Origin of the sequence: Pseudoalteromonas sp. PAR1 (genome assembly GCF_947311895.1) — a bacterium.
GTDB classification, from domain to species: Bacteria; Pseudomonadota; Gammaproteobacteria; order Enterobacterales; family Alteromonadaceae; genus Pseudoalteromonas; species Pseudoalteromonas lipolytica_C.
On record NZ_CAMZMY010000025.1, the window covers coordinates 16,463 to 32,110 of the forward strand.

The 15,648-nt window shown below is 41.5% G+C and carries 11 protein-coding genes; 2 read left to right on the plus strand and 9 right to left on the minus strand.

Going from position 1 to position 15,648, the window contains the following annotated elements:
• Position 1: 1 nt before the first annotated feature.
• The 5 genes from QL229_RS17225 to QL229_RS17245 form a co-directional block, all read right to left on the minus strand.
• A complete protein-coding gene (locus QL229_RS17225) occupies positions 2-571 on the minus strand; it encodes a Maf family protein (protein ID WP_135922713.1) in 570 nt (189 codons plus the stop codon).
• Positions 571-1,050 (minus strand): rod shape-determining protein MreD, encoded by a 480-nt coding sequence (mreD, locus tag QL229_RS17230; protein WP_135922714.1) that lies wholly within the window; start codon positions 1,048-1,050, stop codon positions 571-573. Before mreD ends, QL229_RS17225 begins: the two co-directional genes overlap by 1 nt.
• A complete protein-coding gene (mreC, locus tag QL229_RS17235; RefSeq protein WP_054552786.1) occupies positions 1,043-1,885 on the minus strand; it encodes a rod shape-determining protein MreC in 843 nt (280 codons plus the stop codon). Before mreC ends, mreD begins: the two co-directional genes overlap by 8 nt.
• Positions 1,885-2,928: a rod shape-determining protein gene (locus QL229_RS17240; RefSeq protein WP_054552787.1), complete on the minus strand. Its 1,044-nt coding sequence runs from the start codon at positions 2,926-2,928 to the stop codon at positions 1,885-1,887. Before QL229_RS17240 ends, mreC begins: the two co-directional genes overlap by 1 nt.
• A 132-nt stretch (positions 2,929-3,060) precedes the next feature.
• Positions 3,061-5,088, minus strand: coding sequence for an SUMF1/EgtB/PvdO family nonheme iron enzyme (locus QL229_RS17245; protein WP_235382203.1), 2,028 nt, complete (start codon positions 5,086-5,088; stop codon positions 3,061-3,063).
• Positions 5,089-5,308: 220 nt separating this feature from the next.
• On the opposite strand from QL229_RS17245, the gene QL229_RS17250 reads away from it, so the two are divergent.
• Positions 5,309-6,217, plus strand: a complete 909-nt coding sequence (locus tag QL229_RS17250) for a pyridoxal-phosphate dependent enzyme (RefSeq protein ID WP_281547233.1) — start codon at positions 5,309-5,311, stop codon at positions 6,215-6,217.
• 9 nt (positions 6,218-6,226) lie between these two features.
• On the opposite strand, the gene QL229_RS17255 is transcribed toward QL229_RS17250, so the two are convergent.
• The 4 genes from QL229_RS17255 to QL229_RS17270 form a co-directional block, all read right to left on the minus strand.
• On the minus strand, positions 6,227-7,939 hold the full coding sequence (locus QL229_RS17255; protein ID WP_199527305.1) for an EAL domain-containing protein: 1,713 nt from the start codon (positions 7,937-7,939) through the stop codon (positions 6,227-6,229).
• Positions 7,940-8,303: 364 nt separating this feature from the next.
• Positions 8,304-10,292 carry a methyl-accepting chemotaxis protein gene (locus tag QL229_RS17260; protein WP_281547220.1) on the minus strand — a complete coding sequence of 663 codons (1,989 nt, stop codon included), beginning with the start codon at positions 10,290-10,292 and terminating at the stop codon, positions 8,304-8,306.
• A gap of 289 nt (positions 10,293-10,581) precedes the next feature.
• Positions 10,582-11,274, minus strand: a complete 693-nt coding sequence (gene ssb / locus QL229_RS17265) for a single-stranded DNA-binding protein (RefSeq protein ID WP_135922730.1) — start codon at positions 11,272-11,274, stop codon at positions 10,582-10,584.
• Positions 11,275-11,294: 20 nt separating this feature from the next.
• Positions 11,295-12,662: an MFS transporter gene (locus QL229_RS17270; RefSeq protein ID WP_135922731.1), complete on the minus strand. Its 1,368-nt coding sequence runs from the start codon at positions 12,660-12,662 to the stop codon at positions 11,295-11,297.
• A gap of 162 nt (positions 12,663-12,824) precedes the next feature.
• Here QL229_RS17270 and uvrA point away from each other — a divergent pair, with 162 nt between their 5' ends.
• Entirely contained in the window at positions 12,825-15,644 is a 2,820-nt protein-coding gene (gene uvrA / locus QL229_RS17275) for an excinuclease ABC subunit UvrA (RefSeq protein ID WP_281547221.1), read from the plus strand.
• Positions 15,645-15,648: the final 4 nt, after the last annotated feature.

The window sequence follows — 15,648 nt, forward strand, 5'->3', positions numbered from 1 at the left end:
GTTACCCTCTTAAAAATTCATTTAATAACTGTTCAGTCTCATATAAAGGTAAGCCGACCACCGCAAAATAGCTACCCGAAATATGGCTAACAAAGCGTCCGCCTAAGCCTTGTATGCCATAACCGCCAGCTTTATCTTGGGGCTCACCCGAATGCCAGTAAGCATCAATTTCTTCATCACTTAACTTTTTAAATGTCACATCAGTGACAACAACACAACTTTTTACTTGCTCACTATTTGCAATTGCAACGGCTGTCATCACTTGATGGGTGCGCCCAGATAAGCGCTGCATAGTGGCTGTAAAGTCTGCTTGGTCAACAGGTTTAACTAGGGCTGTATCATCAATGACGACTACAGTATCACTTCCTAACACAGGGCGATCAGTGTAGCCCATAGCTACACCTGATTGTGCTTTGAGTCTAGCTAAGCGTTCAACATAATCACGAGGAGATTCATTCGGAAATTGGCTTTCATCTGCATCAACGCTAAATTGAGAAAACTCAACGCCAAGCTGGCTGAGCAACTCTTTTCGGCGCGGTGATGCAGACGCCAAATAAATTGCGGTCTGCATTATCTAATCCTGAAATGACGGCGATATTTACGCAAAATTAAGAAAATCCACCACCAGCAAAGCATACCTGTTAGCACAGGCCACAAATAATGCGGACTAAAATAAATACCCATTAAAAAGTGATTTAGCCAAAACTGCATAAGGTGGTAAAGCGTTAAAAACAAAGCAACTAAAATGCTTTGCTGCCATAAAGAAAAGTTTCTAATCTTTTGGAAGTTACTAGCAGTAATAAATATACACACTGAGTAAGTCAGTGAGTTTACACCCAGTGGTGAGCCTGAAGCTAAGTCCATTAATAAACCGACCACCCAAGCTGTACCAATGTTCAAACGGTGTGGTACCGCTAACGACCAATACATTAATACCATTAACACCCAATCTGGGCGATAAGGCTCAAACGAAATCGGTAACGGCATTAACGCCATAACCAATGCAAAGAAAATACTGATAGCAATCAGCAAAGAGTGACGACTATTCATTGCTTATGCTCTCCTGCTGATTACGCCACAGCACAACCAACAAGCGAATCCGGTCAAGTTGTGCAATTGGCTCAGCATATACCTGCGCAAAAGGACGCCCTTCGTCACGGTTAATTTCAGTTACTACAGCAACCGGATAACCTTCAGGGAAAGTGCCACCTAGGCCAGAGGTAACCAAAATATCACCAATACGTACGTCAAGGCTGTGCGGAACGTGCGAAAGCTTAACTACATTAATTTTACCTATGCCTTCAACCACGGTACGTACATCGTTACGTAAAATACGCACAGGTGTGGCATGGGTAGTGTCGGTCATTAACAACACGCGCGAAGTAGTCGAACCAACTTGGGTGATTTGCCCTACCACACCCATTTCGTCAATAACTGCTTGGCCTTCACTTAGGCCATCGGTAGTACCGCGGTTAATAACCACTTGATGACTATATGGGTTTGAGTGAACAGACAATACCTGGGCAATAATTTTACGATTTGATTGTTTAGCAGATGAACCTAACAAAGCACGTAATTTATCGTTTTCACGAGATAAAAATTGCAGTTGTTGGAGTTGCTCGCTTTGCAATAACTGCTTCTTCTTAAGTGCTTCATTTTCAGTTAAAAGCTGTTCGCGGGTGTGCAGATTCTTCGCGCCAATACTAAATAGCTCATACGGCAAATTGGCGAGATAAATAAGTGGGCTAACGAGGGTATTTAAACTGGTGCGAATTGTTGTACCACCTTGTGTGTAGCGATCGCCCACGATCAGCACGACACTCAAAAGCACTGCGACAAAAAGTCGCAGTTGCAAAGAGATGGTACGACCAAAAAGTAACTTCATTAGTCGTAGCTAAATACGTCACCACCGTGCATATCAATCATTTCTAGCGCCTTACCGCCGCCACGAGCAACACAAGTTAATGGATCGTCAGCAACCACGACCGGAATACCTGTTTCTTCCATTAATAAACGGTCTAGGTCTTTTAATAATGCACCACCACCGGTTAATACCATACCGTGTGCAGAAATATCCGAAGCAAGCTCTGGTGGAGACTGTTCAAGCGCAACCATAACCGCGCTCACAATACCCATTAATGGCTCTTGCAACGCTTCAAGAATTTCGTGTGAGTTCAGTGTGAATGAACGCGGAACACCTTCAGCAAGGTTACGACCACGTACTTCAATTTCAATAGGCTCATCTGTTTTAAACGCCGAACCAATTTGATGCTTGATGTTTTCAGCAGTTGCTTCACCAATTAAGCTACCAAAGTTACGGCGTACATAGTTGATGATAGCTTCATCAAATTTGTCACCACCGATGCGTACAGATGAAGAGTAAACCACGCCATTTAATGAAATAATGGCAACTTCAGTTGTACCACCACCGATATCAACAACCATAGAACCCGTTGCTTCTGATACAGGTAAACCTGCACCGATTGCAGCCGCCATTGGCTCTTCGATTAGGTACACTTCACGTGCACCAGCACCCATCGCAGATTCACGAATAGCACGTTTTTCTACTTGTGTAGCACCACAAGGCACACAAATAAGAACACGCGGGCTTGGACGCATAAAGTTGTTGTTATGTACTTGCTTGATAAAGTGTTGCAGCATTTTTTCGGTCACGTAGAAATCAGCAATAACGCCGTCTTTCATAGGACGAATCGCTTTAATGTTACCCGGTGTACGGCCTAACATTTGCTTTGCTTCTGTACCCACTGATGCCACACTTTTCGGGCCACCAGCTCGCTCTTGGCGAATAGCAACTACAGAAGGTTCATTTAATACAATACCTTCTTCTTTTACATAAATTAGGGTATTGGCTGTACCCAAGTCGATCGATAGATCGTTTGAAAAAATACCACGGAGTTTTTTAAACATGAGGCTGGATGACCTTTGAAAATACGTTCTTATACTAGCTGCTCTCACTCTATCATGCTAATCATGAAAAAGCGCAACTGCCTTAAATTAATTGCTAAAAAAGGAAGCTTATAGCGCTTCCTTTTTAAATATTTATCGCTCGCGTACTAAACGAAAGCCGATATAGTTTGCACGAAAGTCTGGCGCTAAAATTAGGCGTGTTGATACGCGGGCTAAGCTAGGCGCAAAGTTCCAAGCACCACCACGAACCGTTACATCAGACTGTCCTGGCTTTTTATATGTCCATTCCCATACATTACCTACTGTATCAAATAGGCCAAATGCATTAGGAGAAAACGACCCTGTCGGTGCAGCGCTTTTATTTGACCATTCGCTCCCACACCAGCCACAGTTCGCTAAGTTTTTACCGATTTCGTTACCCCAAGGGTACTCGGTTTCAGTACCAGCTCGCGCAGCATACTCCCACTCAACCTCGTTTGGTAAGCGAAATAACTGACCCGTTTGCCCCGATAACCAATCTGCGTATGCTTTTGCATCGTTATAGGTTAAACATACCGCCGGAAAATCACTTTCTTGCTCGAAACCTGGGTTACGCCAATTTAACGTAGCTTCCCATACTGGTTCACCATTTAAGTAATAAGCACAACCACGATTTTTTTCAGCTTCTGTTTTGTAACCTGTATTTGCAACAAAACGCTCATACTCTGCAACAGTCACTTCCTTGCTTTGCATTGCAAACGAATTAGCAATGGTCTTTTCTACCACTGGACGCTCGTTGGCTAAACCATTGCCGTTAATATCGCCCATCTTAAATTTGCCTGCAGGAATAACAACGATACCTGCTGAATTGTTTTTATTGACGATACTTGCAACTGGTGAAGACGTTGCTGGTTTTTCAGCTGCTGTAACCGCTGCAACAACTGGCTCTGGTTCTTTTACCAAATTTGCATGAATTGTTTGCGCTTTGCGAAGATCAATACGCGCTTTATAGCTTTTATAACCACGCTTGCGAATTTCAACTTCATGAAAACCTACAGGCAACGAAGTGGTTAGTTTTGTCGCACCAAAACTCACGCCATCGATAAACACTTCATCGTCATACACATTAGAACGAAGTGTTAGCTCAACCATTTTAGATTTTTTCAAATCAGGTAACGGTTCAACCTTTACTGGCTTTTTTGATGAATAATCGCTAACAGGCTCATTAGTCATACGTGATACCGATACCACCTGACTATTATCCAAAGGGTCACTGAATGTTAACTGACTATCAGGGTAAGATGCCGAGTAATTAGACTGATAGTTGCCTGCAAGTGGCGAGCCATAATCAGCGCAGAATCGGTTATCTAAATTAAGTAAACTACATAAGCGGCTGCTATTTACATCACCGCGCATGGTCACGCTTAAGTTGACGTTATAGTTACCTTGACCGCTAAATGCACTGTTGACAACATGGCTACTTAACACCTTAACTTGCGCACCCGCAAGATTGCGTTTTGGTTCAACCAATCGCTCTTCAGTTAAGTTAGCAAAAATTTGATCAACAAAACGTTTAGTTGCTTTTTGCAAGCCCATTTGCTGACCGCGCTGCTCACAGGCAGCAAGCGTTTCGGTGCGTTTACAATTGATGGTGTGATTAACTTCTAATGTACCTTCACGTGTAAACTCATTACGTAAACGCTCAACACGCGCCGTTGCGAGTTGTTCTTTTAAACTTTCTAATGTATTGAGTTGGGTATGTTTAGCTACGCGAATTTGCTCAATGTCTTTTCTATGCGATGCAATTGCCGCCAATTGCATCGAAATATCATCTTTATTCTGTTTGTGATCAACAACTGCTTTTTGATAGCGTGCTTGTGCATTGCTAATGTCTATTGTTGGATCATCAATAAGTCGGCGATACATCTCGTTCATTGCATCTAGCGCTTGGTTTTTTTCTTTGTCTAACTCTGTCGAGCGTGCGCGCAATAATTCGAGTTGCTTCTGTAACTGACTTTCTTCTTTTAGGTGTTTTTCAAGGATAACAGTCGAGTTATCGTACTCGGCTTGTTTTTTACTGATCTCTGACTCTATACCAGTTACCGTAGCAGTATCTTGTGCAAATGCACTAGTTGCTAGCAAACTAACTGAAATAAATAGAGATAAAGGAGCGATTCGCATATATTCCATTCCCAAAAAGCGGCAATTATTTGGTCATTATTATTTTTTTATAATTAAACTCTTATGCTATGTACTTGGAAAGCAAAACACAAGCTTTGTTCAATTATTATCTGAGTTTACAACTATTACCTTAGTTGATGCCAGTAAATAACAAAATCATTTTAGTTTAATTTCTTAGTTGATGATCAGTTTGCTACAATAGAGCGTGTTTTTTATTAAAATTGCTGCTGTGTATAGTTCTTTTGAGTCACCTTTACAAACCATAAACCATCCCTTATTGGCTGCTCGTAAAATTCAGCTCACCATAAAGCGAGATGATCTTATTCACCCGCAAATTAGTGGCAATAAGTGGCGTAAACTAAAGTTTAATTTAGCCGCAATGCAACAACTTGGAAAATCTGAATTACTCACTTTTGGTGGTGCTTTTTCAAATCATATCCATGCCAGCGCTGCTGCGGGGAAACTATTTGGTTTTACTACTCATGGTATAATTCGGGGTCCCGAACTTGATAGCGAAAATCCAACACTGCGCTATGCAAAGCAATGTGGCATGAATTTACATCCAGTTGACCGTGTTACTTACCGGTTGAGGCATGATCAAAATTACTTAGCTGAATTACAACATCAATTTCCTAATGCTTATATTTTACCTGAAGGCGGCACTAATTCAGCAGCCCTTCTAGGCTGCAAAGAGTTGGCCGAAAGCCTTCCCCCAGCAGACTATATTATATGCCCTACGGGAAGTGGCGGAACATTAGCAGGTTTAATTGAGGGCGCATCACAAAGTACAACAGTATTAGGGGTGGCTGTAATTAAGCAAGCTGAGTATTTAATAACTGACATTAAACAATTGAGCAACCGCGCCAAACAACAACAAAACTGGCAGCTGTTATGTGACTTTCATGATGGCGGTTATGGCAAGTTTAGTGCTAATTTGTGGCAGTTTTGTCAAGCATTTAACCACCAGCACGACATTCCTCTTGAACCTATTTACAGTGGCAAAATGATATATGCACTATGGCAACTCATTGAGCAGGGCTTTTTTGCTCCACACACACACATTATTGCGATTCATACAGGTGGGCTACAAGGTTTAGATGGCTTGCGATACCGCAATTTAATCGACTAATTAGCTGTATTAGCTATGCGGTGTTATATCTGCTAACTTTTGTAAGGGCTCAGCAAAGTAAAAGCCTTGAGCTGCAACCACCCCTAAATTTTTGAGGGTCGCAAGTTCATTTTGCGTCTCGACCCCCACCGCATAAACAGGAAAGCTTAATTCGCTGCCCTTATTGATAATCTGTTTTACGATCTTCTGCTGTTGAGCATTTGTATCTATATTATGTATTAGCTCATAGGCCAGTTTAATACTGCGTATATTATTAAGCTGCGCATAAGTAGCTAGGTGCTCTGCACTTCTCACGTTATCAATTACCACACCAGCCGACAGTTTCTCTAAGCACTTAAACTGTGAGATTAATTTTTTATGTTGGCGTAGATAATCATCTTCACTGAGTTCAAATTGAAGTTTACTAATTCCCTCATAGTCACTCATATGTTCTTTAAACCAAACCCAAAACTTGTCATTGAACCAGTTCATAGCATGTAAGTTTATACTGACTGTGATTGCACCAGCTTCGTTAGAGAGTATTCTCTTCACTTGAGTAATAACGATTTTATCTAAAAACAACACGTCATTTTTACTGCTCATGTGGGGAATAAAATGCCGAGCTGCCAATAGCCCCAAATTTTTATGACGAATGCGAATTAACGCTTCATGCTGTAAAATTTCACCTGTTTGTAAATCGAACAATGGTTGAAAAAACAACATAAAATGTTTGTTTTTAATGTACTCAAACAAGTGCTCTTTACTGTCTGCTAACATGCTTGATTGGGTATGCCCGAACGGCAAGCGATGAATATGTTGCCATGCACTTTGTTTAGCCATAGCCAATGCTGATTTAGTTAGCTGATATACAACAGCTTGGTCTGCTCCTGTTCGGTAATTACAAACACCGATCTTGACATCAGCACGTGATAAATCACTGCGATAGTTTAAGCACGCTTGGTAAATAACTTGATGAAGCCGTTTGGTATATTTATCAAGCTCAGTTGCAGGGATGTTATTTAAAGTAACCGCGATGCCACCTGAAGGAAGCAACTTAACGGAGCGATTAACCAACTCACCAAAACCTTTCGCAATCACTAATTTAAAGTAGTTATCAACATCCAGGTTCGATGGAAAAGGTGTTTTCCAAAAGAACAAAGCAAATAAATGGTTATAACTTGTTGGCACCCCATAAAGAATATTGAGGTCTTGTCGCGGTAAAGGCCTTGGCGATGCTAGCTTTTGTGATTTAAATTGGGGTTCAATTTGTGCATCTGCTGATGCTTGCGGTTTGATAACAGGTTGCTCTTTAATAGCCGTAGACTTAGCCATACTTCGCCACCAACGCCCAGCCCAATAGCCTGTTGCTAGTAAAATAAGGTTTAATAGTATAAATAAGTGGCTTTCTAGTAACCAAGCTGGCCAATGAAACAAACGTAAACTGACTGTTTTATAACTAAATACTTCTTGCTCTACATCAATAAAATTTGCAAAGTTTTGCGGCAAATCAGCTACATCCAAGACAAAACCCTGACTTTTTACAATAGACGCGATGATGTCTTGCGAGGTGATAGGATCTAAGTTTAATTCATATACTTCTTTAGCCAGCTCAGTACCAGTATGATGAACCTTGTCATGAAGTACATCATTAAGAAAAATGTTAAAAACAACCACAAGCAAAAGCACAATCGTCACATAAATGACCACTGGTCGCTTGATCTGTGAAGCAAAGTCTTTTTTCATTTCACAATTTTGTTGCCCAAAGATATACAAAGTGTTGTTCAAGAACCCCATAAATACAAGGCTACAGGCTGATTAAAAGTAATTTCAGAAGAATCCTAATACCAACGCTGTCAAAAATTCCGTAAATTTAACAACCTAGCATTTATTGGTAATGAGAATTATTTTGTAATCAACAATTCAAAAGGTCACAACTAAATCTCTGCAACAGAGTTAAATAAAGATACGCAAACTTTTACAGTAACCTGTAATCAATCCCAAGATAACTGTTTGTAATGATGAAAGGCATTATTATTTAGCCTTCGTAGATGCGCATTACCCGCAAAAATAAGCGCCATCATGACAGCGTAGCTGATGCACACCAGGCTCATGAAGATGTATTTACTCTAAATACATTTATAGCATTTGATGTCTTATATTGAGCTTGTTCTAAATCTTTTATCAATTTAGATAATAGCGCCAATTCGGCTTGTACTTCCTGCATATTTTCAGTGATATTTTGGCTTGCCTTACTCGCTTCTTCAGCTAACTGATTTTGTGATTCAATCGCTGATGACACCATGTTTGTTTGGCCGCTCACCTCAGTGATATTAGTTGTCAAAATATCGATATTCTTGAGGGCATTTTCACTATTTTCACTCACCTTCTGCGTTGATTCAGAGGTATTTTCCATATACGCCTGAAGTTGTTGCACTTGCTGCTTTATGTCATCAAGCACTGAAGATATTTCTGATGTTGAATCTTGGCTACGCGTTGCTAAACCCCGCACTTCGTCTGCAACAACAGCAAAACCACGGCCTTGTTCACCCGCTCGAGCAGCTTCGATAGCAGCATTAAGGGCTAGTAAATTAGTTTGTTCAGCAATACTCGAAATTGTATCAAGCACTGATTGAATACTGTTCGTTTTTGCACTTAACGAATCTGATTGCTGATGAGCCTGCTGAATCAGCGTAGATAGTGAGTTAATGCTCACTTTATTTGTGCCAATTATTTGCTTTGTATTATTCGATAAGTCATTTGCCTTTGCTGTATTTTTAGAGCTTTCATCTGCTGACAGTGCAATTTGCTCGATCTGGTTAGATAGCCTCGCGAAGCTATCTTGAAGCACCGATGTGGTTGAATTAACACTCTCAACTAATTCTGAGAGTTCTGTTGCAAAAGTGATTAATGATTTAACACTGGATTCGCTACTGCTGTTTGCTTGTTGCACTTGCCGTATCAACTTAGTGAGGGTATCTACCAACTCATCAACACTTCTAGAAATTGCACCTATTTCATCACTCGATTGGTCATCAATCCTCACTGTTAAATCATGGCTTGAAGCAATTTTTCCAATTAAATCTCGTACTTTTCTAACTTTTTTAGCAAGTGCCTTGATTACAAATAAACCGAAGGCGATAAAAAAAGTAATAAAAAATATCGCAAGACCTACCGTTACCACAGCCTCCATTTTAGCATCAACGCGCTTTTCCTCGATAAGCGACTCTAACGCGCTTTGTTTTTCAGTAATACGCTTGTGAATTTTGCCAATTAAGTCCGTTGACAAACTAAACCAGTCCGAAGGTTCTGGGTAAGACAAAGCCAGCTTGCCACTTTCTTGATTTAGGTTTTCGATAATTGCCTTAATATCTTTAAAGGCTTGTGAATTAGTCAATTCTGATAGCCATGCTTTATCTTCTTTTGCGGTGAGTGTTAAAGCGAGCATAGCCAAACTTTCTTCAATATTATTAAAATAGCCAGCAACTTGAACCTGACTATCTTTAGATATTGATTGTAATGATAAAATACCATTCACCTTTCCTCTAATCTGGCCTAATCTCTCCTTTAACAAAGACATTCTGATAATAGCTAAACCTGAAGAGATTGCTTCGGATTGTCTAATGTGTGAAACCCGGCTGTTAGCAACATCCAACATAAACTGGTTGGCATTAGAATAAACGGCAAACGCTGATTTTCCTTGCTGCCTATCGATATTTTCTCTTAACGCTTTTATATTTTTGTGCTTTTCTAACACTGCAGTAAATAGGGCTATTGAGTGTTTTTTCGTTTGAGTATAATTAGAAAATTCGTTAAAAACTTTATCAACAATCAAGCGTTGCTTAGCAACTTTGTCACCGTTTTTGCGATACCCTGAACCAATAAAGCCAGCAGTTAATCCCCTTTCGACTGCCGTTTCATGCGCTATTTTATCTATCATCAATACTTCGCTGATAAATTCAGCATCTTGACTCACAAGCTGCTTTTTTTGCAGGGACGCATCAATAACAATATAAGATGTTGTAAGCATCACAACCAAAGCAAATGCAATCACTGCTGCTAGCGCTTGTTGAAAGCTTATCTTACTAAGTATTTTCATGGGTGTAGGAATAAAATTTTTTATTAAACTTAGACCATACGATTGATATCGCCAGTATTTATAACTCTGCTCTAGGCATACTTGCAGCCATAAAAAAGAACGTAAGCTCTAATCCTAGCTTCACAGACTCAATTAAAAGATAAACGATTCAATGCAAAGTAAAGAACAAAATGAGTGGGTAAATTTGTGCGGCCAGCATGCATTCTAAGTTATTTTTCAACATTATTTTTAGTTAAAAAAAGAGCCGCTATTTAGCGGCTCTCTTATACATTTCTAATTTTATCTTTGTCTAGAACGGGATATCGTCATCAAAGTCGATTGGTGGTTCCATTGGGTTTGATGCGCCGCCTTGTGGTGCATTTTGTGGCTTAGGAGCAAAACCGCCTTGTTGTGGTGCACTGCTTTGCTGTGGAGCACCATAACCGCCACCGTATTGGTTATTGTTTTGTTGTTGCGGCGCTGACTGCTGTGGACGTTGTTGCTGTGGTGCTGGTGCAGACTGTTGCTGTGGTGCATAGCTATTATTGCTTTGTGCTTGTTGTGAGCCACCACCGTAACCGCCGCCTTGCTGTTGACCACCTTGGTAACCGCCTTGTGATTGACCACCTTGATAGCCGCCACCCTGTTGATCGCCACCACGGCCACCTAACATTTGCATTTGACCACCCATATCTACCACGATTTCTGTGGTGTATTTTTCTTGGCCTGATTGATCAGTCCATTTACGCGTTTGTAAACGGCCTTCAATATAAACTTGTGAGCCCTTGCGAAGATACTCACCAGCAACTTCAGCTAGTTTGCCAAATAACACAACACGGTGCCATTCAGTACGCTCTTGCATTTGCCCTGTGTTTTTATCTTTCCAGCTATCAGTCGTAGCAATGCTGATATTCGCTACACCATTGCCATTAGGCATATAACGTACTTCTGGATCTTGGCCTAAATTACCAACCAAGATAACTTTGTTCACACCGCGTGCCATGGAACTTCTCCTATAAAACGTTAGATTAAACCAGCAACTTTACGTGCTTGGTCTAGGTCAAATTCTTTGTCATTAATCTTTAAATAGCTGCGATTTTCATCACAAACAACCGTTGCTTCAATGACGCCCGGTAAAGCAACAAGACGAGAAGCAAGTGCCTGTGCTTGCTGCTCTGAACTTAATTCGGTCATTAAGCTAATTATTTTACTTCTTGGTGGGACTTGCATATTCCAAGCAATGATAAGCCATATTACCCCAACAAGTGCCGCTGCCGCAAACACTGCTTGCGCACTTAATGCTTGGGCAACATAGCCACCCAATAAACCGCCTAAAAAGGCACCAAAAAACTGCGTTGATGAGAACACCCCCATTGCAGAACCTTTCTGATTTGCAGGGGCAATACGCGAAACAAGAGCTGGCATGGTGGCTTCTAAAAAATTAAAAGCAATAAAGTAAACCAACATACAAATACCAATGCCAATCACCGAATCAACCCATAGCGACATGGCTAACATGCTTAACACCAGCAGTGCGATTGAGCCAATGAATGCTTGTTTTTCTTTTTCTTTGCGAATCGCCACTATCATCATAGGTGCCATCAAGAAAAATGCTAAAAATAATACAGGTATGTATAAATACCAATGATGATCTGCAATCAATCCATCTTTAATAAGCTGACCTGGTAATGCTACAAATACGGTAGTTAATGTAAGATGAAGCAGCATCACCCCAAAATCAAGGCGCGCTAATTGTGGGTGTTTAATAAGTTGCTTAATGTCATCAAGTGTTGCAAGCGTGTCGCCTTTTGGGGCTTTACTAACTGCATTGGGCACTAAAAACAACACGATAAAAATACCTAAAAGCGCCAGCCCTGCGGTAAGCCAAAATACTCCTGCAACACCCCACGATGCGGCAACTATTGGCCCAAGTAACATAGCAACGGCAAAGCTCATACCAATACACATACCAATGACGGCCATTACTTTTGGACGCTGTTCATCACGACTTAGATCAGAAGCAAGTGCTAACAATGCACTGGCTATTGCGCCCATGCCTTGTAATGCACGCCCTAACGTCACCATTTGTACTGACTCAGCTGTTGCCGCTATTACAGAACCAAGCGCGAACACACAAAGACCACCAATAATGACTTTTTTACGACCAATTTTGTCCGATAACCAGCCCATAGGTATCTGTAATACAGCTTGCGTTAAACCATAAGCACCGATAGCAAAGCCAATCCATAGTGGCGAAAACCCTTCTAGCTGCTGACCATAAATTGCCAATACTGGCATCAGCATAAATAGGCCAAGCATGCGAAATGCAAATACGCTCGCCAACGAAACGGCAGCGCGTTTTTCTCGAGAGTTGAGTGAAGATGCTGTCATGAATTACTGATCTTGCTGTCTGTTAAAATGTGAGCGTGGATTCTACCACAAGCAAAAACTAAATAATCACCTGTGAGTGATGATTTTTTCTTTGATCAAGGATTAATCTTATCGCGTATTGTGAGATACTGAAAAAATAATTAGGTAACAAAACGAGATAGCATGGAAAACATTGAAGTCCGAGGCGCCCGTACGCACAATTTAAAAGACATCAGCCTAACCATTCCCCGTGATAAGCTGATAGTTATCACTGGCCTATCTGGTTCAGGAAAATCGTCTTTAGCGTTTGATACGCTTTATGCAGAAGGGCAACGTCGTTATGTTGAATCACTCTCTGCATATGCAAGGCAGTTTTTATCGCTGATGGAAAAACCCGATGTGGATCACATCGAAGGTTTATCGCCTGCAATCTCTATTGAGCAAAAATCAACCTCGCATAACCCGCGCTCAACAGTCGGAACCATCACCGAAATTTACGATTACCTACGTTTATTATTTGCCCGTGTAGGTGAGCCACGCTGTCCTACTCACGACTTACCGCTTGCAGCACAAACTATCAGCCAAATGGTCGATACGGTTTTAGCGCTACCTGAAGGTAGCAAGCTAATGCTATTGGCACCAGTTGTGAAAGACCGAAAAGGTGAACATGTTAAGCTGCTTGAGCAACTTGCAAGCCAAGGCTTTATTCGTGCCCGTATTGATGGCGAGGTTTGTGACTTATCAGATCCACCAACCCTTGAGCTTCATAAAAAGCACACTATCGAAGTTGTGGTTGACCGCTTTAAAGTAAAAGATGGCCAACAACAGCGTTTAGCTGAATCATTCGAAACGGCGCTTGAGCTTTCAAGCGGTATAGCTCATGTAGCGGCAATGGATGACTCTCTTAGCGAAGACATGTTGTTTTCGGCTAACTTTGCTTGCCCAACCTGTGGCTATGCAATGGGCGAGCTTGAACCGCGTTTATTCTCGTTTAATAACCCAGCAGGTGCATGCCAAAGCTGTGATGGTTTAGGTGTACGTCAGTATTTTGATCCAAACCGTGTAGTGCAAAACCCAGAGCTAAGCTTGTCTGGCGGCGCAATTAAAGGATGGGACAAACGCAGCTTTTATTATTTCCAAATGCTGCAAGCCGTCGCGGAGCATTACAAGTTTGATTTAGAAGCGCCGTTTCAAAATCTGAGTAAAGAAGCACAAAAAGTTATTCTTGAAGGTTCAGGCAAGACTAAAATTGCTTTTAATTATCGCAATGACCGTGGCGATTTAATTACGCGTAACCACGAGTTTGAAGGCGTTTTAAATAATATGAACCGCCGCTACCGCGAAACAGAATCAAACTCGGTGCGCGAAGAGCTGACTAAATACCAAACGAGCCAAGCGTGTCCAAGCTGTCATGGCTCTCGATTACGCGAAGAAGCTCGCCATGTATTTATTGGCCAAACCAATCTACCTGCCATCACCACAATGAGTATTGGTGAAAGCATGGCATTTTTTGATAGCTTAAGCCTAACTGGTCAGCGTGCCCAAATTGCCGATAAAATCCTCAAAGAAATTCGCGACCGTTTATCTTTCTTAATTAATGTAGGCCTTAATTACTTATCACTTGAGCGAAGTGCCGACACCCTGTCTGGTGGTGAAGCTCAGCGTATTCGTTTAGCAAGCCAAATTGGTGCAGGCCTTGTTGGTGTTATGTACGTACTGGATGAACCATCAATTGGTTTGCACCAACGCGATAACGACCGCTTACTAAAAACCCTTATTCACTTACGTGATTTAGGCAACACCGTCATTGTGGTTGAGCATGACGAAGATGCCATTCGCGCTGCCGATCATATTATCGATATCGGCCCAGGTGCTGGTGTTCATGGCGGCCATGTTATTGCACAAGGTACCCATGACGATATTCTAGCAAGTAAAGATTCTATCACCGGTCAGTATCTCTCTGGTGAAAAGAAAATCGAAGTACCGGCGGCTCGCCATCAAACCAACGACAAATGGCTTGAGCTATTTGGTGCCACAGGTAACAACTTAAAGAACGTTGATTTACGTATTCCATTTGGCTTAATGACCTGTATCACAGGTGTATCGGGCTCAGGTAAATCGACACTTATCAACGACACTTTATTTAAGCTGGCTCATACCGAGTTAAATGGCGCAACGACCGCAGAAGCAGCACCGTATAAGTCAATTAAGGGATTGGATCATTTTGATAAAGTGATTGATATTGACCAAAGCCCAATTGGCCGTACTCCGCGCTCAAACCCTGCAACTTACACTGGTATTTTTACCGGTATTCGTGAGCTATTTGCAGGCACTCAAGAAGCCCGTTCGCGTGGTTATAAAGTCGGTCGCTTTAGCTTTAACGTTAAAGGTGGCCGTTGTGAGGCTTGCCAAGGCGATGGCGTGATCAAGGTAGAAATGCACTTTTTACCGGATGTATATGTGCCTTGTGATGTATGTAAAGGTCAGCGCTACAACCGTGAAACCCTAGAAGTACAGTACAAAGGTAAAAACATTCACCAAGTACTCGAAATGACCGTTGAAGATGCCCGTGACTACTTTGATAAAATCCCGGCCATTGCACGTAAACTGCAAACGTTAATGGATGTTGGCTTGTCGTATATTCGCTTAGGTCAAGCTGCAACAACCCTCTCAGGTGGTGAAGCACAGCGTGTGAAACTGGCTCGTGAACTTTCAAAACGCGATACCGGTAAAACACTGTATATTCTTGATGAACCAACTACGGGTTTACACTTTGCTGATATTCAGCAATTATTAGTAGTACTGCACCGCTTACGCGATCACGGTAATACCATTGTTGTTATTGAGCATAACCTTGATGTGATCAAAACTGCTGACTGGATTGTCGATTTAGGCCCTGAAGGTGGCTCTGGCGGTGGTGAAATTTTAATTTCTGGTACACCTGAAGACGTCGCAGATTGTGAGCGTTCACACACAGGCAGGTACTTAAAACCACTACTATAAAAAG

Coding starts and splice junctions, on each gene's coding strand:
- QL229_RS17225 (WP_135922713.1), bottom strand. CDS start 571: ATGCAGACCGCAATTTATTTGGCGTCTGCATCACCGCGCCGAAAAGAG.
- mreD (WP_135922714.1), bottom strand. CDS start 1,050: ATGAATAGTCGTCACTCTTTGCTGATTGCTATCAGTATTTTCTTTGCA.
- mreC (WP_054552786.1), bottom strand. CDS start 1,885: ATGAAGTTACTTTTTGGTCGTACCATCTCTTTGCAACTGCGACTTTTT.
- QL229_RS17240 (WP_054552787.1), bottom strand. CDS start 2,928: ATGTTTAAAAAACTCCGTGGTATTTTTTCAAACGATCTATCGATCGAC.
- QL229_RS17245 (WP_235382203.1), bottom strand. CDS start 5,088: ATGCGAATCGCTCCTTTATCTCTATTTATTTCAGTTAGTTTGCTAGCA.
- QL229_RS17255 (WP_199527305.1), bottom strand. CDS start 7,939: ATGAAAAAAGACTTTGCTTCACAGATCAAGCGACCAGTGGTCATTTAT.
- QL229_RS17260 (WP_281547220.1), bottom strand. CDS start 10,292: ATGAAAATACTTAGTAAGATAAGCTTTCAACAAGCGCTAGCAGCAGTG.
- ssb (WP_135922730.1), bottom strand. CDS start 11,274: ATGGCACGCGGTGTGAACAAAGTTATCTTGGTTGGTAATTTAGGCCAA.
- QL229_RS17270 (WP_135922731.1), bottom strand. CDS start 12,662: ATGACAGCATCTTCACTCAACTCTCGAGAAAAACGCGCTGCCGTTTCG.
- uvrA (WP_281547221.1), top strand. CDS start 12,825: ATGGAAAACATTGAAGTCCGAGGCGCCCGTACGCACAATTTAAAAGAC.